General features: G+C 38.3%; 17 protein-coding genes. 6 read left to right on the top strand and 11 right to left on the bottom strand.

The window, feature by feature from the left end; all coding sequences use genetic code 11:
- Window positions 1–21: 21 nt before the first annotated feature.
- Window positions 22–3,084: a TAT-variant-translocated molybdopterin oxidoreductase gene (locus M030_RS0101925; RefSeq protein ID WP_027371991.1), complete on the bottom strand. Its 3,063-nt coding sequence runs from the start codon at window positions 3,082–3,084 to the stop codon at window positions 22–24.
- Between the two features lie 23 nt (window positions 3,085–3,107).
- Window positions 3,108–4,466, bottom strand: coding sequence for a c-type cytochrome (locus M030_RS0101920; RefSeq protein ID WP_027371990.1), 1,359 nt, complete (start codon window positions 4,464–4,466; stop codon window positions 3,108–3,110).
- Window positions 4,467–4,647: 181 nt separating this feature from the next.
- Here M030_RS0101920 and M030_RS0101915 point away from each other — a divergent pair, with 181 nt between their 5' ends.
- Complete coding sequence (locus tag M030_RS0101915) at window positions 4,648–5,205, top strand: SPOR domain-containing protein (protein ID WP_027371989.1); 558 nt, start codon at window positions 4,648–4,650, stop codon at window positions 5,203–5,205.
- Between the two features lie 54 nt (window positions 5,206–5,259).
- On the opposite strand, the gene M030_RS0101910 is transcribed toward M030_RS0101915, so the two are convergent.
- From M030_RS0101910 to M030_RS0101885, 6 genes are all read right to left on the bottom strand, one after another.
- The gene (locus M030_RS0101910) at window positions 5,260–6,537 is read right to left on the bottom strand and encodes a DUF6080 domain-containing protein (RefSeq protein WP_228375174.1); all 1,278 of its coding nucleotides are present in this window, start codon (window positions 6,535–6,537) and stop codon (window positions 5,260–5,262) included.
- Between the two features lie 76 nt (window positions 6,538–6,613).
- Entirely contained in the window at window positions 6,614–7,570 is a 957-nt protein-coding gene (locus M030_RS0101905; protein ID WP_027371987.1) for a T9SS-dependent choice-of-anchor J family protein, read from the bottom strand.
- 81 nt (window positions 7,571–7,651) lie between these two features.
- Entirely contained in the window at window positions 7,652–9,193 is a 1,542-nt protein-coding gene (locus M030_RS0101900) for a protein adenylyltransferase SelO (RefSeq protein WP_027371986.1), read from the bottom strand.
- Window positions 9,194–9,268: 75 nt separating this feature from the next.
- Window positions 9,269–11,647 carry a penicillin-binding protein 1A gene (locus tag M030_RS0101895; RefSeq protein WP_027371985.1) on the bottom strand — a complete coding sequence of 793 codons (2,379 nt, stop codon included), beginning with the start codon at window positions 11,645–11,647 and terminating at the stop codon, window positions 9,269–9,271.
- A 6-nt stretch (window positions 11,648–11,653) separates the two neighbouring features.
- Window positions 11,654–12,121, bottom strand: coding sequence for a gliding motility lipoprotein GldH (locus M030_RS0101890; protein ID WP_027371984.1), 468 nt, complete (start codon window positions 12,119–12,121; stop codon window positions 11,654–11,656).
- Window positions 12,114–13,505: a stage 0 sporulation family protein gene (locus tag M030_RS0101885; protein WP_027371983.1), complete on the bottom strand. Its 1,392-nt coding sequence runs from the start codon at window positions 13,503–13,505 to the stop codon at window positions 12,114–12,116. The genes M030_RS0101890 and M030_RS0101885 overlap by 8 nt, the downstream gene beginning before the upstream one ends.
- A gap of 485 nt (window positions 13,506–13,990) precedes the next feature.
- Here M030_RS0101885 and M030_RS0101880 point away from each other — a divergent pair, with 485 nt between their 5' ends.
- From M030_RS0101880 to M030_RS0101860, 5 genes are all read left to right on the top strand, one after another.
- Window positions 13,991–15,226, top strand: a complete 1,236-nt coding sequence (locus M030_RS0101880; RefSeq protein WP_027371982.1) for an OmpP1/FadL family transporter — start codon at window positions 13,991–13,993, stop codon at window positions 15,224–15,226.
- Between the two features lie 11 nt (window positions 15,227–15,237).
- On the top strand, window positions 15,238–16,794 hold the full coding sequence (locus M030_RS0101875; protein WP_027371981.1) for a lipase: 1,557 nt from the start codon (window positions 15,238–15,240) through the stop codon (window positions 16,792–16,794).
- A gap of 85 nt (window positions 16,795–16,879) precedes the next feature.
- Complete coding sequence (locus tag M030_RS0101870) at window positions 16,880–17,818, top strand: ribose-phosphate pyrophosphokinase (protein WP_027371980.1); 939 nt, start codon at window positions 16,880–16,882, stop codon at window positions 17,816–17,818.
- A gap of 56 nt (window positions 17,819–17,874) precedes the next feature.
- Window positions 17,875–18,528 (top strand): 50S ribosomal protein L25/general stress protein Ctc, encoded by a 654-nt coding sequence (locus tag M030_RS0101865; protein WP_027371979.1) that lies wholly within the window; start codon window positions 17,875–17,877, stop codon window positions 18,526–18,528.
- 206 nt (window positions 18,529–18,734) lie between these two features.
- Entirely contained in the window at window positions 18,735–19,955 is a 1,221-nt protein-coding gene (locus tag M030_RS0101860; protein WP_027371978.1) for an aminotransferase class V-fold PLP-dependent enzyme, read from the top strand.
- A gap of 33 nt (window positions 19,956–19,988) precedes the next feature.
- Here the strand turns inward: M030_RS0101860 and M030_RS0101855 are convergent, their stop codons facing one another.
- The 3 genes from M030_RS0101855 to M030_RS0101845 form a co-directional block, all read right to left on the bottom strand.
- Window positions 19,989–20,111, bottom strand: a complete 123-nt coding sequence (locus M030_RS0101855) for a hypothetical protein (protein ID WP_027371977.1) — start codon at window positions 20,109–20,111, stop codon at window positions 19,989–19,991.
- A gap of 156 nt (window positions 20,112–20,267) precedes the next feature.
- Window positions 20,268–21,299, bottom strand: a complete 1,032-nt coding sequence (gene hemE, locus M030_RS0101850) for a uroporphyrinogen decarboxylase (protein ID WP_027371976.1) — start codon at window positions 21,297–21,299, stop codon at window positions 20,268–20,270.
- A gap of 45 nt (window positions 21,300–21,344) precedes the next feature.
- Entirely contained in the window at window positions 21,345–22,028 is a 684-nt protein-coding gene (locus M030_RS0101845; protein WP_027371975.1) for a uroporphyrinogen-III synthase, read from the bottom strand.
- Between the last annotated feature and the right edge of the window lie 9 nt (window positions 22,029–22,037).

Genomic DNA, 22,037 nt, shown 5'->3' with positions numbered 1-22,037 from the left:
TACCTATTTATTATTTAAACTTTATTTTTCTACTCTGTTTCTTACTTTAGTGTGATAGAACACGTTTGGTTTTGTTCCGATCTCCTCTAGTAAATAATATCTTCTGTTAGAGGCATATACCTTTCTAATTTCAGATTCTTTATCATTCATGTCTCCAAATGTCATTGCACCAGTAGAACAAGCTTTAGAACAAGCAGTCTGGAATTCTCCATCCTTCACTTTTCTTCCTTCCTTCTTAGCCTCAAGAATTGTATTCTGAGTCATTTGGATACACATTGAACATTTCTCCATTACCCCTCTAGTTCTTACAACTACATCCGGGTTAAGTACCATTCTTCCTAAATCATTGTTCATGTTGAAGTCGAACTTGTCGTTTAGGTTATAAGTAAACCAGTTGAAACGTCTTACTTTGTACGGACAGTTGTTTGCACAATATCTGGTACCGATACATCTGTTGTAAGCCATATGGTTTTGACCTTGCTTACCGTGTGAAGTAGCCGCTACCGGACATACAGTTTCACATGGAGCGTGGTTACAGTGCTGACACATTACTGGCTGGAAGATTACATCCGGATTATCAGCAGGGTGGTTTAATGCACCTCCTTCTTTGTTGAATGCAGTACCGTATAATTCTGGTACAGCCATTCCTTCTTTTAATCCTTCATATACTTCAACCTTTTGTCTTGAAGAATAGTAACGGTCGATTCTTAACCAGTACATATCTCTGGACATTCTTACTTCTGCTTTACCTACCACAGGAACGTTGTTTTCAGCCTGACAAGCAATAATACATGCTCCACAACCTGTACAAGAGTTCAAGTCAATAGATAAGTTGAAGTGAGGCCCATCTGTATCATCAAATGCATCCCAAAGGTCAATTTTTCTTGCCGGAAGAGCCCCGCTGATGGTGTGGTATTCCAAAGGCTTATTCCATCCTTTGTGCTCATCATCAAATGGTACGTTGATGAATTCAGCTAATGGAACTTCCTTAGCGATTTCGTAACGACCCATCAATGTATTTTGAAGCTGGATACCTGCAAACTCGTGATCTTCTCCTGTTTTCTCGATTTTAACACCGGAAAGAACAAGGTTGGAACCATCGAATAAAGGATAAGCATTTACCCCTGTATCAGCAGTTGCTCCTGAGTTTTTCTTACCATAACCAAGCGCCAGACCTACTGATCCTTCTGCCTGACCTGGCTGTACAAATACAGGAACGTCTTTTATTGTTACTCCGTTTACGGTAAGGTTTACGATAGAACCATCCAACTGCATTCTTGCGTTAAGGTCATTATCGATACCGAACTTTTCTGCGTCTTTCGGAGAAATTGTCAGGTAGTTATCCCAAGACATTCTGGTGATCGGGTCAGGTAATTCTTGTAACCAAGGGTTGTTTGCCTGAGTACCGTCTCCCATCGAAGTCTTAGTGTATAATACTAATTCTAATTCTGAAGCTTTGAAGTTTCCTAATTCAGCAACAGCCTGAGCAGCGTTTCCACCTGCGTAAGATAATGTTGTTGAGTTAGTAGAAGCATTGATACCGTTATATAATGCTTTGTTGAAAGATGTACCACCTAAAAGAGAAGCTGAGCTTGCCTTTAAATAATCGTAGTAGTTGTTTGCAGCATTGTTTTTACCATTCTTCCAAACCAATAAAGACTCTTCAATCTGTCTTGATTTGTAGATCTTCTGGATCGTAGGCTGCATCAATGAATATACACCGGTCTGTGGTTCGATATCTCCCCAAGACTCTAACCAGTTTGCCACCGGAATAACAGCCTTAGCTGCTTTGTACATTTCATTTTTCTTATCAGCAACAGCAATTACGTAAGGAACTTTTGATAAAGATTTTTTGAAATCTTCTCCTTTCGGATGAGCGTAGATAGGGTCTACATTGTTGGTAACTAATACACCAACCTGACCTCCGTTTATCCATCCAAGGAATTCCTGGTATCTTGCACCGTCGAATTCTTTTAATAGGTTTGCTTTACCTGTGAAAGCAACTGATCCTAATTTCTGGTTGATTAAGTGTGCTAAAACCTGTGCTCCTTTAGAACCGTCAGCGAAAACAACAGCTTTGCTTCCTTTCGCTTTCAATTCGTTAGCAATTTCAGTAGCAGTCTTATCAGAAGTACCACCACCTACAATTGCATTATAAACTTCAACTAAAGTTTTGTTTACTGCACTTGGCTTTAATCTGTATCTTGAGTCAGCGTTAGCACCGGTTAATGACATATTAGACTCCACCTGAATGTGTCTCAACATGTTTGGTCCCGGTTTTCTTGCCGCTGCATAAGAAGTTTCTAAGCTTGAAGCGTTGTAATCTCCTAAGAAATCAGCCTGGAAAGCTACTACCAATTCAGAACCTTTAAGGTCATAAACAGGTAAAGCTCTTTGTCCGAATACTTCCTGAGCAGCATCTAATCCTGCCGCATAAGGGAAAGCATCGAAAGTTACTAATTCAGCTGTAGGATATTTCGCCTTAAATTCAGCAAATAGCTTTTTGAAAGTTGGTGAAGCAAAAGAATGTGATAGAACCACAATCTTTTTACCTGACGCTTTAGCTTCTTCCAATCCTTTGATAACGAAACTGTCTACTTTATCGAAAGTTTCATCTTTACCGTCCAGTTTAGGCTGCTTTACTTTATCATTATCATAAAGAGAAAGTACACTAGCCTGAGCTCTGGCGTTAGTTTTACCTAAATCACCACCAGCCGGGTTTGGTTCAATTTTGATGGGTCTACCTTCACGGGTTTTTACTAAAACACTGGCAAAGTCGAAACCGTCAAAATAGGTTGAAGCGTAATAATTAGGGATTCCCGGAATAATATCATGCGGTTTTACCACATAAGGAATCGTTTTGATAACCGGAGCTTCGCAGGCAGCTAATGTTACTGCTGCTGTAGAGAATCCTAGTAATTTAAGGAAGTCTCTTCTTGAAGTACTTGATCCGTTCTTCTCAGCATCTCCAAGGAAATCTTCTACCGGAATTTCTTCCTGAAACTCTTTCTGAGCCAGCTTATTATTTAAAGCCGGATCTTTAAGTTCATGAATACTTCTGAATTGTATTTTGTTTGAAGCCATTTATACTTCTAATTTTTTAGTTATTAATAATGACATTTACCACACTCAAGACCTCCAATTGCAGCTACAGTGATCTTACCTCCATCCTGAGGATATTGTTTTTTCAACTTGTCATGTAGATTCTTGAAGTACTCTTTATTATAACCGTTGTTCATATCAACCTCAGTAGTTCTGTGACATTCGATACACCATCCCATGGTAAAGTCGTTAGCCATCTGAACAACATTCATTGTGTCAATTTTTCCGTGACAAGCTTTACATACAACATCAATTTTGTTGTTTGGATTCTTTTTGTTGAAAGAATTGATGATGGCTTGTTCACCTGCAATGACGTGCTGAGAGTGATTGAAGTAAACGAAGTCTGGCATGTTGTGGATTCTTGTCCACTCAACCGGTTGTGTTTTTCCTGTATACTGTTGTTTAGCAGGATCCCAACCTGTTGCAGCGTAGATCTTCTGGATTTCTCCATCATAGAATGCCTTGTCTTTTCCTGGCTCCATGTAGTGATCTGCGTTGTATTCAGAGATTGTTCTGTGACAGTTCATACAAACGTTCATAGAAGGAATCTCAGATACTTTTCCGTATTTAGCACTAGAGTGACATAATTGACAGTCAATTTTCTGTTCTCCAGCATGGATTTTGTGAGAGAAGTAGATAGGTTGCTCAGGCTTGTATCCTTTGTAAACCCCAATCCACATTAACCAGTTCCATACTCCGTAAGCTGCTAAAATAGCCAGAATAGCTATTACTGCTTTACCTACATAATGGAACTTTTCATACATTTCTCTGAACGAACGAACTCTTGTTTCGTTAAGGCCTGCCAATTCTTCAGACTGTCCCAGTTTTACAAGTTGTCTTAGTTTAAGTAAGATCCAGACTAATAAACCTGCAATCGCTAAAAGAGAAATGATAACAATGTTTGTAGTAGTTTTGTCTGCAGGAGCTGCTGCCGTAGCATCAGTCGCAGGAGTGGCTTCCGCTTTTTTCTCTTCCGGAGCCGGAGGATTAGTAGTGAACGCTAAAATGTCATCAATATCCTTCTCTGTAAGATTAGGAAACTGCAACATCTCAGTCTTATTATACTTTTCGAAAATTTCATTGGCGTATTTATCCCCTGAAGCTCTTAAAGCTTTGTTGTCTTTGATCCACTTGTGAAGCCAATCTCTGTCTACACCGCCTTCTGTCTTTACACGTTCTACAACCCCCTTTAATGGTGGGCCAATAACTTGTTTGTCCAGCGCGTGACATGCAGTACAATTCGCTTTGAAAAGTTTCTCTCCGTTTTTAGGATCGCCGTCTTGCCCGTAAAATGAAGCACTGGTTGATAGCAATAAACCAATTGCAATCAACGTTTTTTTATAATGCTTTCTCCAACTAATCATTTAAATTATCTTATGTTAGTAAAATATTGAACATATCAATCCCGCAAAAATAATATTTTTAACACAAATTTAACGGCATATAAAAAGGGGAAAATGTCATTTAAGGTTAATTTGTACTGATTCTAAATAACCTGTTTGGTATAGTTTTTTAATTTGTATAAATTTGCGGAAACAAGTTTAAATGAGAAATTTGATCAAAATATTTTCAGTATTATCATTATTTGGTTTTTATAGTATTGAAGCACAGCAGGTTGTTAAGAGAGATACCCTTTCGGGAACGGAGCTTGTCATCACGATGGATTCCAAAATAAATACTGCTTTGGAAGGAATCGAAGGCAAATGTTCTAAAGTTGTCACCAATAATCCATCCAGAGATTATGGGAATACTGATAGCGGAATTTCTACCGGTGGGATCACAAAACCACCTAAAATCTATGTGCCAAGCAGGGAACTTACCAATGCTGAAATTTGTAAGAAAAATCCTAGAATTTTAGGATACAAAATCCAGATTACAACGGTAAAAAGTAATGAGGAAGCGAATGAAGTGAAATCCTATTTCAGAAAAAGATTTCCTAATCTGAAAGTAGAAACCGATGCATCTTTGAGACCGAATTATAAAATTCTTGCGGGAAGTTACTTTACAAAGCAGAGTGCTGCCGCTGACCTTTCAAAAATCAGAGAATACTTTAAATCTGCAGTAGCCGTACAGTACAGAATTTTCTGTGCAGAGGCAAAATAAGAAATAGGTATTTTGAAAATATAATAAAAAAGCTGAGAAATTTCTCAGCTTTTTTTATTGGTAATACGTATCCATAAACCAGAAAAACTCTGACATTCTGAACCAGTTATTGGCAAGGAGATAGATGACTAATATACTTACCGTCACCGTTAAAAACGACAGTGCTTTAGGTGAGGATCCGTATGCATAAAATAGCCATCCTATAAGCAACGGATAGACAAAGATGAAGTGACCGCCATAAATGTAGGAAGTATGCAGTCCGAATCTCATGATGCAGTGTATAATGATGTCCATAAGAAAAGAAATCATTATAACCTGTACCCATTTGTTTTTAAAATTTTTCAGATAACTCCAACTTATCAATATCAGTACAGTTCCTATAAAAATATAGGAAAATACAGATGAATAAAGATCCATATAAAGGCCTTTGAAGTCAAAACCTTTCATATTATGTTTATCTGAAATGATAAAACCGGGAAACAAAATATTACCTCCGAAAAAGAAGGAGAGAATCATGTCCCAGGTCGGCATAGACTCAACATTGGAGAACTTTTCGTATTGTTGATTGGTCTTTGAAAAGATATTCTCGTATTTAAAATCGATTCTGTTTAGATATAACAATAGGTAACAAATTGTTGCAATCATAACTCTCAATACGGCGTTTCCGAATTTTTTCCAGCTTGAAAAAAGATTTTTTTCAAAAAGTAAAGGGATGAAAACTTTCACAAAATTGGTTATCGTGAGCCCGCCGATCGTAATTCCTGCAAGTGATAATGCTGCCACGGGTGTTTTTTCTTCTCGATCAAGCTTTATGGCTGCATAATGATTGTACAACGAAAGTAAAAAGAGTGTATATGTAAAGTTTTCAGGAGTAAAAGATAATATGATATTGGTTGAAAACACACCGAAAAAGAAGGTTAATAGTAGGCTTATCCGTAAGGGAAGCCTGATGATATTCTTTAGATATTTAAAAACCTGCAGCACGGTAAGGCTGATGATAATATTGCTTAACCACGCCAGCGTCAACCTGAAACCGGAATCCATTTTTCCACCTGAAATAAATAATGAAAATTCTCTGACCCAATTGAAAAAATAATAGGATAAAGGATGGCGTTCAAAACTTCCCCCGGTCATGAGGATAGATTTATTATCAAAGCTAAAATAAGCATCCCAGGGAATCCTGTTGTCAAAAATAATCCTGTAATGAATGGCAATGTAAGATCCGAGAATTCCATAACAGATTATGAAAAATAAGAATACAGCCAGTTCTGTATAGGAGGACGGAAAAATCAGCTTTAAAAAATTAATGAATTTTGTTTTAATAAAAGACACAGATCATATTTTTTGCAAAAGTAAAATAAAAAACCACCAATTCAGGTGGTTTCAGAAAGATTGTATAACGTTGTTATTATTGTCTGATTATTTTTTCCGTTGCAGAGCTTCCGTCGGAGAAATCTACCTTCATCAGATAGGTTCCTTTGGGTAGGCCGGAAATATCTGTATTCCCGTCTTTATCAATGTTTATTGTTTTTCCTGAGGCGTCCATAACCGTTGTCGCAGTAATTTTCCTGTCCGTTTTGATATTGACTTTTCCTGTTGTCGGGTTAGGATAAATCACTGTACTTGCTTTCGTTTTTGATGTTTCCATAGTGGCAAGTGTTGCTGCTGTTGTGATTTTTACGTCATCCAACATAAACATATATTTATCTGACGACATGTATTGAAACCCGATCTTTACACTTTGTCCGGCATACGTATCTAAGTTGATGGTAACTTGGGTCCAGTCTGTGTAAGGTGCTGTAGATGTGGCAGGAGAAGAGATGATGGTGAAATTTGCAGCAGATGTCGGATTACCGGTTCCTGTATAAACTCCCACCTTGTAGCTTTCTACAAAATCTGGAGATAATGCCTTTACCCAGAATGTTAAAATATTTGAGCTGGCTCCTAAGGTGATGGAAGGAGTGATCAGCCAGTCGTTATTGGCTGTAACAGGACCTGCGGGAACTCCAGCCCAGGAAACGGCACATTTTTGTCCTCCGTGCGGAGTAAAATTTCGGATTTCTTCATCGGCAGCAGTTGATGTAAGATTGTTGGTTGCATTGCTTGCAGAAATGTTAAATATCTGAAAAGCCATTTTAGCGCCGGCATTCGTCCAGTTGGCTGACCATGAGGGCGAGGCAACTCCACCCACTACTGGCCCTCCGCCTGTGTAAGTATTTAAGCCATCCAGATCTAATGACGTCCAAGTACCAAAGTTGCCGATCGCGAAATTGGTATATGATTCAAAGCCCTCATCGAGCAAAACTGTTTGGGAATACGCATAAGTTCCCCATAGCAAACTTAAAGAAAGTATAACTTTTTTCATATCGAATATTTTGTTAAATGTAATAAAATATTCGATATGTTAATTGAAAATCAGTATTTTATGTTTTATTTTAACATTTTGTCACGAACTGCAGGAAAGAGTAGAGCATCCTGCGATATCATCATATCCTGACGGACGCTTCGATGAAAATTCAGGGAAAAGTTCCTGATACGGATTTTCCAGAGCCTGGGTTAGTTTATCCAACATTTCTGTTTTGCCATTGTTAATTTCCTCTATACATTGATATAACAGATAATTTCTAAGAATGAATTTCGGGTTTGATTCTTTCATCATTGCTACAGAATCTTCTTTTGATATCGTGTTGAGTTCCGATCGCAATTCATATCTCTTTATAAAGTCCTTTATCTTTTTTAAACTTTCATCATTTAAGTGGCCATAAGATATATTCCTGAAAAGTTTCTGCAGGTCAGATTCGGGATTTATCTTTTCAAGTACATTAAAAAATAAAGTGTAATCCAGTTGTAGTTCCTGCATCAACCCTTGCCAACTTGTGAAAAAGTCTTCGTCATCTTTTAGTAATTCGTCGAATCCGAACTTTCTGCATAGCATTTTATCGTGCGCTTCCCAGAAATAGCTTCCAAAATTATTTAAGGTGTTTTCGAGAAATTTCTCGTCTTTTACTAATGGGTGAAGAGCGTTGGCGAGTTGCCAGAGATTCCACTGTGAAATTTGTCCCTGTTTTCCAAATGCATACCTTCTTCCCGGCAGATCGGTAGTGTTTGGAGTGAAGTTCAGGTCATATTCATCCATCATGGAGTAAGGTCCGTAGTCAATTGTCAGTCCTAAAATCGACATATTGTCTGTATTCATCACGCCATGTACAAAACCGACCCTGAACCATTCGGTCATTAAATTGGCTGTTCGTGTGCATACATTTTCAAAAAAGTCTTTGTATTTCTGGTCGCCTGATGAAGTAATCTCCGGAAAATAATTTTCAATCGTAAAATCTGTGAGATCTTGTAATGTTTTGTATTCTCCCTGGGCAGACATCAGTTCAAAATGTCCGAAACGAAGAAAACTTTCTGCGGTTCTTATAATGACGGCTCCTTTTTCATATTGTGGATTTCCGCTGTACATAATATCACGTACAACATCTTCTCCGGTCAGTACCAAGCTTAGTGCCCGCGTGGTTGGAACTCCCAGATGAAACATGGCTTCGCTCATCAGGTATTCCCGAACAGAAGATCTCAGTACGGCTCTTCCGTCTGCGTGTCTGGAATAGGGTGTTGCACCGGCTCCTTTCCACTGGATCTCCGTTTTTTTTCCTGCTTCATTGGTGATCTCTCCCGCCAAAATGGCTCTTCCGTCTCCAAGCTGTCCGGCCCAGTTGCCAAACTGATGTCCTGCATAGGCTGTTGCATACGTCTGAATGTTATCAGGGAGCTGATTTCCTGCCAGAAAGTTCAGGTCTTTTTCTTCAAATTTCCCCAGTCCGATTTCTTCAGCAAGTGTTTCATTAAAAGCGATGAGTGCGGGCTTGTCAAAACCTGCGGGCTGAGTGGTTGCAAATAAGACCTTCGGAGTATTTCTCTGCGTAAGGTTATTGGAAAAGTCTCCCGGAAATTTCTTGATAAAAGGCTGTCTGATACGTTCGATATTCATACTTCAAAGGTATTAATTATAAAAGAAAAGACCTTCCAAATTATTGAAAGGTCTTGTATATTTCTAAAAGAGAATTTATTTATTGAAATCTACTTCATCATTAGAATGAAGATTTTCATTGATATTTTCTTCTTTCTTCTCTGCAGGTTTTTTTGGAGTCGGGTCTACAGGTCTTGGATTTTTGATCTCGTCAATGGTTTGAAGACTTCCGTCATCTCCGTAACCTCCGCCTAATCCTTTAAGGTTTGAGCATCCGTCTTTCCAGTCTGAAGGTTTGGTGAATTTATCATCCGGTGTAACGCCTAATGTTTTGTCTGCCCATACTTTTTTCATGAAGATGGCCCAGATCGGTAGTGCCATTCTAGCTCCCTGACCTTCACCTGTCCCAAAGAAGTGGGTTGCCCTGTCTTCCCATCCAACCCATGCACCGGTTGCCAGTTTTGGTGTGATTCCCATAAACCAACCGTCGGAGTTGTTCTGTGTTGTACCTGTTTTAGCTGCAATTTCAACTGCCTTGGAAATACCTCTTCTTCCCAATTCGCCGGAAGCGGTACCATATTGTGCTACACCTTTCATGAGTTCAATCATCGTGTAGGCGTACATCGGGTTCATAACTTCTTTAGGTTCTACATTTACTTCTTTGATAACCCTTCCGTTGGCGTCCTCAATTCTCCAGATCATCTCCGGCTTATTATAGTTACCGTAGTTGGCGAATGTACTGTAAGCACCTAGCATCTCATAAATAGTAATATCTGACGAACCTAAGGCAATTGTATTGTTTCTAGGAATATCTTCTGTTACTCCAAGATCTCTTGCCGTCTGGATAACGGCATCCACACCCGTCATTTCGATAAGTCTGGCGGCAACAGGGTTCTGAGAATGTGCCAATGCATCTTTTAAAGTAAGCATTCCTCCTCTTCCCGGAACATGCCATCCGTTATGATCATACGTTCCGTTGGAAACGGCAGAACATGGTGTCATTCCCAGTTTCATAATAGCTGTAGCATATACGAAAGGCTTGAAGGTAGATCCTACCTGTCTTTTACCTTGTTTGATGTGGTCATACTGGAAGTGCTGCCAGTCAATACCTCCTACCCAGGCTTTGATTTCTCCGGTTCCTGGAACCATAGACATTAGACCTGCCTGAGCAATTTGCTTATGATATCTGATGGAGTCCCAAGGTGACATTTCTACCTCTTCTTCTCCGTTCCATGTGAATCGGGAAGTTTTGATCGGTTTTTTGAATTCCATCATGATAGAATCTTCAGGCATACCATCAGCTTTAAGAAGCTTGTAACGTCCGGTTCTCTTCATGGCCTGAACCATTACATCCTTGATCTGTTTGTCATTAAGGTAATAGAAAGGTCTGTTCTTTCTTCCTCTCTGCTCTGCATCAAATCTTTTCTGAAGATCGGTTAAATGTTCCTTGATAGCCTCTTCTGCATATTTTTGCATTTTAGAGTCAAGGGTTACATATATTTTTAAACCGTCTTTATAAAGATTAAGTTTTTTGCCGGTTTCTTTTTCGTGAGTTTCGAGATATTTATCAATCTCTTTTCTCAGGTAAAACTTATAATAAGCGGAATATCCGTCGGTAATACTTTTGATAGGGTGGAAGTCTACTTCCACAGGAGTATTGATCGCTTTTTGATATGTTTCCTCATTGATGTAACCTGTTTTCTGCATCTGATCCAGTACAACATTTCTTCTTTCCTTCGCCTTTTCAGGGTATCTGTAAGGATTGTTTTTTCTTGGATTTTCAAGCATAGCCACAAATGTTGCGGCTTCAGGTAATGTAAGTTCTGAGGTTTTTTTGTTAAAATAAACTCTGGAAGCCATTTCAATACCATTGGCATTGAAAAGGAAGTCGAATTTATTGAAATACAGGGTAATGATCTCTTCTTTGGTGTATCTTTTTTCAAGGCTTACGGCTACTACCCATTCTTTCAGTTTCTGAAACGCTCTTTGAACTTTATTTTGAGAAGCATTTCCGGTGAAGAGAAGCTTTGCAAGCTGCTGGGTAATTGTAGAACCACCACCACGTTTACCTCCGTAAGCAACAGCTCTGGCGATAGAATACAAATCTATTCCTGAGTGTTCTTTGAAACGTTCGTCTTCTTTCGCCTGAAGAGCATAGATAACATAAGGAGGAAGATCCTTATACACAATAGGTTGTGTTTTTTCTTTTTCAAACTTGCCTAAAATGACCCCGTCTGAAGAAATGATCTCAGAAGCGACAAAGATGTCCGGGTTTTCAAGTTCTTTTACATCCGGCATTTCCCCAAGGAAACCCTGAGAAACTGCAAAGAAAAGACCTGAAATTCCTAAAACTACTGCAATGAGTCCAATCCAAATAAATGAAACCCATTTTTTCCAGGAGGTGTTTTTCTTTTTTTTGGGAGGCAGAGGAAAAGTTTTCCCCTTATTTCCTGCATTTTTTTTGTTTTCTTCCATTTATGGTTACGGTTTAGCCGTTTCTATTTTTACCCCAATATCCTCAATTCCCGGAAGGTTATCATTTCTCATCGCCTGAATCAGGCCGATTTCATATTTCCCTTTTGCCGGAAACCTGTATTTTAATCTGTACTGAAATAACGTTTCTTTTGTGTCACCAAAGCCTGTACCAAGCCATTCTCCATTTGGTTTTGCCAAAACATAATTCAGGGTGTCTGTTTCCTTTTTCTTGTTTTGCTGATTGGTGAAGTTTACAATAAACCTTATATTGCTGTAAGGGTAATTGTTGTTGTTTCTTACGACAAATATAATATTTTTAGAATTCTGCGGATCTGTAATTTCAAGATTAAATTTTTGCTCACTTTTCTTGTTCCACTTATTGTCAACAGAGTTCATAATGACGGCTTCTCCCGGAGAAGAAGAGGTACAGCTAAAGAAAAGGATAAGGGAAAATAATCCTAAAATTTTACGCATTGTTATCTTTTTTTGGAGGATATTTCTTTTTAAATTTTTTCTTGTTCGGATTGTTGTTTTGAGGTTTTTTCTCGCCATCAGCATTGTTAGTTTCTACCTTCACCACAGGTGCTTTTTGTTGCGGATTGGGTTTTTGCTGTTTTTGCTGGTTTCCTGAATGAGCGTTTTGGTTCTCAGGTTTTTCAGAACGTTCCGGTCTTTCTTGCCTGTCCGGTCTGTTTTTCTTTTGCCCCTGATTTTGTCCCTGATTATTATGGGGCTTATTCTGGTTATTTCGGTTTCTGTTTCCTCTGTTTTTCTTTTCGAAGCGGTCTACATTGTTTTCCTGGATCAGGTCAATACTTTGCAATGGCGATTCTGGCTGTTTCAAATCTTCCAGAGGAGGTGTTTTTTCTCCTCTTTTATTTTTTGAAATCAGTTTTTTCACAAGATCGATATCAAAATCATACCATGCGATAGAGCTGTCTACGTATGCAAACCACATTTTCTTTTTGAAAACATCTATTTTAATACAGAAGGCTTTTCCTTTTTCTGTATCGAGCGTTGTCGAAGAAGAAGGGAAATTGCTTAACGCATCCAGGTAGCTATCCAGCTCATAATTAAGACAGCATTTAAGTTTACCACATTGTCCCGCAAGCTTTTGTGGGTTGATGCTCAGCTGTTGGTATCTCGCTACATTGGTATTTACAGATCTGAAATCTGTAAGCCATGTTGAGCAGCAAAGTTCTCTGCCACAGGATCCGATTCCACCTACTTTTGCCGCTTCCTGTCTGAAACCGATCTGTTTCATATCGATTTTAGTCCTGAAGGCTCCTGCGTAATCTTTAATCAGTTGTCTGAAGTCTACACGGTTTTCAGCCGTATAGTAAAAGGTTACTTTCGAAGAGTCGCCTTGGTATTCCACATCGGTAACTTTCATTTCGAGGCCAAGTCTTTGAGCAATTTTTCTTGCTTCAAGCTTTACGCCATCTTCTTTTTTCCTTGCTTCCTGCCATACCTCAAGATCCTTTTGGTTGGCCTGTCTGTATATTTTAAGGGCTGATTCTTCAGAAAATTTCTTCTTTTTCATCTGAATCTTTACCAATTCTCCCGTAAGGCTTACTACGCCTACATCGTGTCCCGGACTTGATTCTACTGTAACTACGCTACCTATATGTAAAGGAATATTATTTACATTCTTATAAAACGATTTTCTGTCATTTTTAAACCTAACTTCTACAAAGTCACACCTGTTAGATGCCGGATTGTTGATGTTAGAAAGCCAGTCAAAAACACTTAATTTATAACTATTCCCGCAGGTATTTACATTTTCACAGCCATTTGCGGTCTTTTTGGGACCACAAGAATGTGCAGAATCGCCGGATGTTTTACATCCACAACTCATATTTCTATTATTTATAATCTTGCAAATTTATGTATTTTTATCTTTATGCAATTCTAAAATAATTAAATAACCTGAATTCAGGCTAAAACATTATTATCTTTTAACAAATAAGTAAGAGGAAGCCTATGTATAAGGAATTATAAGAGGCTGAAAAAATTAACATTTTTTTTACCATCAGTAGAACGTCTTCCGGAAATTTATTAAGTAGATTTGCTAAAATTAACATTTGATATAGGGAGTCTGTAATCCTTCGCTTTTCTATAGCTTATATTTCGTTAAATTAAACCATTGTTTAATCTTAAACATTCTGATAGATTGTTTTTGTTCATACTGTTTAAAGGCTTAATATCTATGGTTTTGTAATCTTTTTTTCTTTAAGTGTTATTTTAAACATAATTTTCTTTTGGTATATTGTTTAAAATATTGGCAAATATTAACAGATGTATTCAAAATAATTTTATATTTGGGTTATATAATAACAGTCTATGAAAAAAATATTAGTATCAACTGCTTTATTGGCGGGCGTTCTATCTTATGCCGGAGGCTTCAGAGTTTCCTTGCAAGGGGTAAAACAATTGGCCATGGCGCATACTAGTGCTCATGCCGAAGATGCGAGTGTGACATTCTTTAACCCGGCGGGTATGTCATTTATACCTTCCAAGCTGAGTGTAGTAGCAGGAGGGTTTGGTGCAAGTAATAAAGTTACTTTTCAAAACTTAAATACTTTACAGAGTACAGAAACGGATAACCCTCTGGGAACGCCTATCTATGCAGCGATTACTTATAAACCAATAGAAAACCTATCTGTAGGTTTCAGTTTTTCAACACCTTTTGGAAGTACAATCAAATGGCCTGAAAACTGGGAAGGCAAAGAAATGGTTCAGAAGCTGGAACTGAAAAGTTACTATTTCCAACCGATGGTTTCTGTGAAGCTTGCCCCTTGGTTGTCATTTGGTGCGAGTTATATTTATGCGAGAGGTAAAGTAGATTGGGATAAAGCCGTAACGCAATTCGATGGACAGGTTAATATTAATGATGAAAGAGCTTCCGGACACGGTTATGGATTCGGTTTCTACTTCAGACCTGATCCGAAATTAGATGTGAGTGTTGCCTACCGTTCAGCAATTGATATGAAAGCCAAAAACGGAACAGCTACCTTCAAATTCCCGACACAGTCTCCTTATTCATTATTGAAGTTAAATGCTGCCGGACAAGATGCATTTACGGCAACTCTTCCTTTGGTTGAAGAATATACAATCGGTTTAACCTATAAGATCACTCCGAAATGGTTAGTTTCTGCAGACTTTAACTACCATGGGTGGGAAAGATACAGCAAGCTGACGCTGGATTTTGCCAATGCTCCTATCGGAAACCAGGCAGATCCTACCATTCTTGTGAATCCTAAGAATTTCAGAAATTCAAAAACATTCAGATTGGGTACACAATATGCGTTTACCAATATGATTTATGGACGTTTAGGAGGGTATTATGACGAGTCTCCTTATACCAACGAAAACTTTATTCCGGAAACCCCTTCATTTGATACGTTTGTTCTTACCGGTGGGGTAGGATTTAAGTTAAAACAATTCGGAATTGATATTGCCGGAGGATATGCAATGCCAAAATCCAGAGATGTTAACAATTCTAACCTTGGATTTTACGGTCAAGCGAAGGCAACTGCGTTCTATTTCGGTCTAGGTTTATCGTATAATCCTTTTTAATTTGAATGACTATGAAAAAAATTATAATATCAACAATAGCTGTTTCAGCACTACTTTTTACCGTTACAAGCTGTAAGACAGATTTTGATAATGATGTAAAAGATATTCAGGTGTCAAAAGGTAGCGCTGACTTTACAAAATATGTCGCGTTAGGAAATTCTTTGACTTCCGGATTTAGAGATGGGGCTCTATATATAGATGGACAAAATGAATCTTATCCATCAATGATTGCCCAACAGATGAAATTAGTAGGAGGCGGAGATTTTAAACAGCCGCTAATGGCAGATAATAACGGAGGGTTGATTTTAGCAACTTCATCAACGTCAACTTTACAGATCGCCAATACAAAACTTTATATTAAAGGATTTGTTGATGGCAGCCCTGATCTGGATAATGCTAATGGTAATGTAGCAACAACAGTTGTCAATACGGTGCTTTCAGGGCCGTTTAATAATCTGGGCGTTCCTGGAGCTAAAGTGGCTCATTTGCTTGCTCCCGGATACGGAAATGTTCAGGGGGTTGCAGCAAAAACGGCTAATCCTTATTTCGTAAGGTTTGCCAGTGAACCTAATACCTCTGTTATTGCAGATTTTAAAAAGCAAAATCCTACCTTCTTCTCCTTGTGGATTGGAAATAATGATGCGCTTTTATATGCCTTGGCTGGTGCGGATTCTTCAGTGGAAACACTGACGCCGCCTGCACAGTTTGCACAGTATTATAACGCACTCGTTGCACAGATAGCAGGTACAAAAGCTAAAGGGGTGATTGCCAATATTCCGAGTGTGACTTCAGTTCCTGCTTTGACAACGATTCCTACTAATCCACTGACGGCTGCTGTTCTTGGGAAAGGGAATGTTGCTGCAGGAGAAGCAGTAATCGATGATTTGAATAAAAATTTATACGGACCGTTAAGTCAGATTTTAACCGCAATCGGAGCTGGAGATAGAATTAAGCCTCTTTCGAAGACTGCCGCTAATCCGTTGTTGATTAAAGATGAGAGTATCCCGGATCTTAAAGTACAAATTACTGCAGCAGCTGCAGGTTCCGGAAATCCTACTTTAATAGCTCTGGCTGCTTATCTTGGAGCGACTTACGGACAGGCAAGACAGGCAAAATCAGGCGATCTTGTTCCTTTAACAACGAAAGCGGAAATCGGAAAACTAGAGACACTTCCAGTAGGAATACCTGCATCTCTTGGTGCAAAAGGGGTGGCTTATCCATTCGCAGACAGATATATACTAGTACCATCTGAAATTACAGAGATCAATACGGCAATTGATGCGTATAACGTAGCTATTAAGGCTGCTGCTACATCACAGGGTTATGCTTTTGTAGATGCGAATGCAAAATTAAAAGAACTGGCTACTAACTCAGGGATTGTTTGGGATGGCGTAAGATATACTGCGAAATTTGTATCCGGCGGAGCATTTTCACTGGATGGAGTTCATTTAACAGGTAGAGGATATGGAGTGATTGCCAATGAATTTATTAAATCAATAAATGCTACGTACAGCTCTTCGCTTCCACTTGTAGATGCTAACAAATATTCAGGAGTTAAATTCCCGTAATAATTGATAAAATAAAAACTTAGAAACCACAGGAGTAATTCTTGTGGTTTTTTTTTAAATTTGCAAAATCTTTTAAAAAGTAAAAATGGCCGATCAGTTAAGTTATCTATTTTGTACAAGAACCAGCAGGGACTTGGCGGAAAAAATTGCCCAGCATTATGGGAAAGAATTAGGAAAAATCAACTTTCAGGAGTTCAGCGATGGTGAATTTGAGCCTGTTTTAGATGAATCTGTAAGAGGAGGAAGAGTTTTCCTAATCGGATCCACGTTCCCTCCTGCAGACAATCTTTTGGAACTTCTTTTAATGATTGATGCAGCGAAAAGAGCTTCTGCAAAGAGCATTACAGTGGTAATTCCTTATTTCGGACTTGCAAGACAAGACAGAAAAGACAAGCCAAGAGCACCAATCGGGGCTAAGCTAGTTGCCAACCTTCTTACAGCAGCGGGTGCTACAAGAATAATGACTATGGATCTTCACGCTGATCAGATTCAGGGGTTCTTCGAAATTCCTGTAGATCACTTGTATGCATCTACTATTTTTGTGGATTACATCAGATCTCTGAATCTTGAAGATCTTACGATTGCTTCTCCGGATATGGGAGGTGCAAAAAGAGCTAAAAACTATGCCGGTCACCTTGGCGCAGAAGTAGTAATTGCTTACAAAGAAAGAAAAAAGGCAAACGTTGTAGAGGAAATGTTCCTTATTGGAGATGTGACCGGTAAAAATGTTATCCTTATTGATGATATGATTGATACTGCCGGTACCCTTTGCAAAGCCGCAGATATTTTAATTGAGAAGGGTGCTAAAACCGTAAGAGCTATGGCTACTCACGGAGTGCTTTCAGGAAAGGCTTACGAGAATATTGAGAATTCAAAAATTCTGGAAGTTATTGTAACTGACTCAATTCCTGTTAAAAATAATTTGTCATCTAAAATAAAAGTGCTATCTTGCGCCCCGTTATTTGCAGACGTTATGACAATGGTTCATGAGCATAAATCAATCAGTAGTAAATTTGTTATTTAATTGATTTTAAGTGATTTGCAAATTAAAATTAGAACAATTTTTTAAATTTTTTATAAATGAAATCTATTACAATTCAAGGTACAAAAAGAGAAAGCGTGGGCAAAAAGTCTACAAAAGCTTTACGTGATGCTGAATTAGTTCCTTGTGTTGTTTATGGAGGTGAAGCACCTTTAAACTTCTCTGCTGAAGAGAGAGCTTTCAAAGGATTAGTATACACTCCTGAAGCACACACGGTATCTATTGAAGTTGACGGAAAAACAATTCCAGCTGTTCTTCAGGATATTCAGTTTCACCCAATCACAGACAAAATTCTTCACGTAGACTTCTACCAGTTATCTGACGATAAGCCAGTTATCATGGAAGTTCCGGTAAGAATTACAGGTCGTTCAAAAGGTGTTGTTGCTGGTGGTGTTTTACGTCAGTCTTTCAGAAAACTAAAAGTAAAAGCTATCCCTGCTAACCTTCCTGACGAAATCGTTGTAGATGTTACTCCATTAAGAATTGGTAACAAACTTTACATCGGTGGTATCAAAACAGAAGGATATTCTTTCATGCACCCGGACAACGCAGTAGTAGTTGCTGTTAAGATGTCTAGAAATGCAATGAAAGGTGGTGCTGCAGCAATGGATGATGAGGATGAAGAAGAAGCAGAAGAAGTTGCAACTCAATCTCCTGATGTTCCAACAACAGAAGAAAAATCTGCAGAATAAGCATTGCTTATGTAACAATATAAAACCTGTCAATTTTTGGCAGGTTTTTTTTGCTTTTTGTTCTCTAAAGCTTTACTCACTTTAAAGCATCGAATTTTTCTATCAACTGATAACGATCACCTTACAACCTGATGCGTCCTTTCGGAAAAAAAGCCGTAAATTTGAAGAGTTCTAAATAAGGACGTTTTAATTTAAAAAATAAATAAATGTTTGACATTCAGGAAATAAGAAGCCAGTTTTCTATATTGAACAGAGAAGTGAATGGTAAACCCCTGGTTTATCTGGATAATGCAGCTACATCTCAAAAGCCAAATTCGGTTTTAGAAGTCTGTCACGCATACTATACAGAGCTTAACGCTAATGTTCACAGAGGCATCCATACACTGAGCCAGCTGGCTACAGAAGAAATGGAGCTTTCAAGAAGAAAAATTCAGAAGTTCATTAATGCTGAGCATGACTTTGAAGTTATCTTTACCAAAGGAACAACGGAAGGTTTGAACCTCATCGCCTATATTTTAACTCAGAAACTGCAAAAAGATGATGAAATTATCATTTCTTATCTGGAGCATCATTCTAATATTGTTCCATGGCAGTTGTTGTGTGAAAGAACAGGAGCTAAGCTTCGTGTTATTCCTATCGATGAAAATGGTATTCTTCAGATGCAATATTTTGATGAATTTTTGAGCGAAAAGACAAAGGTGGTTTCTGTAAACCAGGTCTCCAATGCCTTGGGAATTGTAAATCCTGTTGAAGAAATTATTGCAAAGACAAGAAAAAATACAGATGCCTATATTGTAATTGATGGGGCGCAATCTGCACCGCACTTCAATATTGATGTTCAGAAAATGGATTGTGATTTCTTTGTATTTTCAGGACATAAAATGTATGCTCCGATGGGAACAGGAGTTTTATATGGAAAAAGAGAAATTTTAGAAGCATTGCCGCCATTCCACGGAGGAGGAGAGATGATTGCTACCTGTTCTTTTGATGGAACTACGTATGCCGGGCTTCCTTTCAAATATGAAGCTGGAACACCAAATGTAGGAGGAAACATTGCCCTGGGTGCTGCTGTTGATTTTATGAATAAAGTAGGGCACCAGAATATTCAGAATCATGAAAATGCTTTGCTGGAATATGCTCAAAGACAACTTTTGGAAATAGAAGGACTTAAAGTATATGGTGAAAAAGCAAAAAGAACCGGTGTAGTTTCTTTTAATCTGGAAGGAGTGGGAATTTCTTCCGATGTAGGTATGATTCTCGACAAAATGGGTATTGCTGTAAGAACAGGACATCACTGTACACAACCTATTATGGATTTCTTTAATATTGCAGGAACGGTAAGAGCCAGTTTTGCAGTGTATAATACTTTTGAGGAGATCGACCTTCTTGTCGAAGGGGTTAAAAAAGCGCAACGAATGTTAGCATAAAAAATAAAAAAGCAGCTGATTCAGCTGCTTTTTTTAATCTTCAACGCATAGGCATCTGCCGTTGATAATAACCTGGTGATAACCGATTGCACACTCCAGGCAGATTTCTCCTCCTGCCATGATGCTTTTCATTTTGTCTTTGTTTAATTTTTTCATACTAATGATTTAAGGTATTAATAATCAAAGATAAATATAATATTGACAAAGCATTCATAATAATATGATTATCCAAAATAAATACCTGATTATAAATTAAAACCCCCGCCACAAAAATGACAGGGTTTTACTATTTATTTGTAAAAAGTAATTATCTTACAGGTTAGGCTTCCAGTCTACTACAGCTCTGATGAAAGCTTCTGCATTTTCAACCGGTACATTAGGTAAAATTCCATGGCCAAGGTTGGCGATATATCTGTCTTTTCCGAAACGGTTGATCATTTCATTCACCATTTTCCTGATGGTTTCAGGGGTTGAATGTAGTCTTGCAGGATCAAAGTTGCCTTGCAGAGTCATTGTGTGGTTGGTCAGAGTTCTTGCGAATTCCGGCTTAATAGTCCAGTCAACCCCAAGAGCAGAAGCTTTAGACATGGTCATATCTTCTAAAGCAAACCAGCATCCTTTCCCGAATACAACAACATGGGTAAGCGGGCTCAGGGCTTCTACGATCTGATTGATGTATTGCCATGAGAATTCCTGATAATCAGTCGGAGAAAGCATTCCTCCCCACGAATCGAATACCTGTACAGCAGAAACTCCCTTCTCTACTTTTCTCTTTAAATAAGCAATCGTAGTATCTGTAATCTTTTGTAATAATAAATGAGCAGCCTCTGGCTGTTGGAAACAGAAAGACTTAGCAATATCAAATGCCTTGCTCCCTTTTCCTTCTACACAATAACAAAGAATCGTCCATGGAGAACCGGCAAAACCGATCAATGGGATCTCATTGTCAAGTTTCTGAAGAGTAAGTTCAATAGCATCAAAAACGTATCCTAAGGTGTCATTTACATCCGGAGTTACAATATTCTGGACCTGTTCCATTGTCCTGATCGGAGTATCCAGCCATGGGCCTACAGATTCCTTCATTTTGAAATCGATCCCCATTGCCTGAGGAACTACCAGGATATCAGAAAACAGAATCGCGGCATCCAGAGGAAATCTGCGTATCGGCTGTAAAGTAATTTCAGCGGCAAGTTCAGGCGTCTGACATCTTGTAAAGAAATCGTATTTGTCTCTGAGAGCAATGAATTCCGGCAGATATCTTCCAGCCTGCCTCATCATCCAGACAGGAGGTCTTTCAACGGTTTCTCCGCGAAGTGCTTTTAAATATAGGTCGTTTTTAATCATAATCTATTTAAACTAATACTACCGTTCAGGTTCGGTAGACAATATTTAAATTTTACTTCCAAGCTCCTTTCTTATCAGTTCAAAGATAGAGGTAAGGGTATTTTCTTCGGAAGTAAAAATTTTTTCCTGAGTATAATTTCTCAACTCACCGGAAGTGGTTTCACCTATTGAAAATAACGTCATGCCTTCCAGAGAATTTCGCCTTGCAAAACTACGAACTCCGCTTGGACTAAAAAAGACTGCAGCATGATATTTTTCAGGTATTAAAGGATTGATTTCCTCGGTATTATAAACGGTAATCTTTTTATACTTTATATTCTGTAGGGGAAGTTCGTTATCCAGGACATTGATCGCCAGATTGCCACAGAAGTGAAGGAACTGCTCATGTTGGCAGTTTCCGATAATAAATCGGGAAAGAGCATCTGCATTCTTCAGTACCTTAAACGTTCCGAAACCATGTTTTCGTAATTCCCTTTTGGTCTTCTCACCTACACAATAGATTTTATTGTAGTTTTTGGCCGTAAAATCTTCATTGGGCTTAAACAGGTTTTTAAAAAAAGAAGTGACACCATTTACGCTTGTGAAAATAAGGGAATAGTTTTTCAGATCAAAAGGATTGATCGTAATAGGCCTGGTCTTGATCACCTCGGTACAGTCAACCAGAATATCTTCTCCTAATTCTTTGGATATAATAGATTGGTCTATATTTTTGGTAAATAAGATTTTCATGCCTTTACA

This window comes from Chryseobacterium sp. UNC8MFCol, assembly GCF_000482305.1.
Lineage (GTDB): Bacteria > Bacteroidota > Bacteroidia > Flavobacteriales > Weeksellaceae > Chryseobacterium > Chryseobacterium indologenes.
Note: the sequence above shows the minus strand (reverse complement) of the source record. Positions and strands in the feature narration are given on the sequence as shown.

Coding starts and splice junctions, on each gene's coding strand:
- M030_RS0101885 (WP_027371983.1), bottom strand. CDS start 13,505: ATGAGTTGTGGATGTAAAACATCCGGCGATTCTGCACATTCTTGTGGT.
- M030_RS0101880 (WP_027371982.1), top strand. CDS start 13,991: ATGAAAAAAATATTAGTATCAACTGCTTTATTGGCGGGCGTTCTATCT.
- M030_RS0101845 (WP_027371975.1), bottom strand. CDS start 22,028: ATGAAAATCTTATTTACCAAAAATATAGACCAATCTATTATATCCAAA.
- M030_RS0101905 (WP_027371987.1), bottom strand. CDS start 7,570: ATGAAAAAAGTTATACTTTCTTTAAGTTTGCTATGGGGAACTTATGCG.
- M030_RS0101925 (WP_027371991.1), bottom strand. CDS start 3,084: ATGGCTTCAAACAAAATACAATTCAGAAGTATTCATGAACTTAAAGAT.
- M030_RS0101920 (WP_027371990.1), bottom strand. CDS start 4,466: ATGATTAGTTGGAGAAAGCATTATAAAAAAACGTTGATTGCAATTGGT.
- M030_RS0101875 (WP_027371981.1), top strand. CDS start 15,238: ATGAAAAAAATTATAATATCAACAATAGCTGTTTCAGCACTACTTTTT.
- M030_RS0101895 (WP_027371985.1), bottom strand. CDS start 11,647: ATGGAAGAAAACAAAAAAAATGCAGGAAATAAGGGGAAAACTTTTCCT.
- hemE (WP_027371976.1), bottom strand. CDS start 21,299: ATGATTAAAAACGACCTATATTTAAAAGCACTTCGCGGAGAAACCGTT.
- M030_RS0101855 (WP_027371977.1), bottom strand. CDS start 20,111: ATGAAAAAATTAAACAAAGACAAAATGAAAAGCATCATGGCAGGAGGA.
- M030_RS0101900 (WP_027371986.1), bottom strand. CDS start 9,193: ATGAATATCGAACGTATCAGACAGCCTTTTATCAAGAAATTTCCGGGA.
- M030_RS0101890 (WP_027371984.1), bottom strand. CDS start 12,121: ATGCGTAAAATTTTAGGATTATTTTCCCTTATCCTTTTCTTTAGCTGT.
- M030_RS0101860 (WP_027371978.1), top strand. CDS start 18,735: ATGTTTGACATTCAGGAAATAAGAAGCCAGTTTTCTATATTGAACAGA.
- M030_RS0101915 (WP_027371989.1), top strand. CDS start 4,648: ATGAGAAATTTGATCAAAATATTTTCAGTATTATCATTATTTGGTTTT.
- M030_RS0101870 (WP_027371980.1), top strand. CDS start 16,880: ATGGCCGATCAGTTAAGTTATCTATTTTGTACAAGAACCAGCAGGGAC.
- M030_RS0101865 (WP_027371979.1), top strand. CDS start 17,875: ATGAAATCTATTACAATTCAAGGTACAAAAAGAGAAAGCGTGGGCAAA.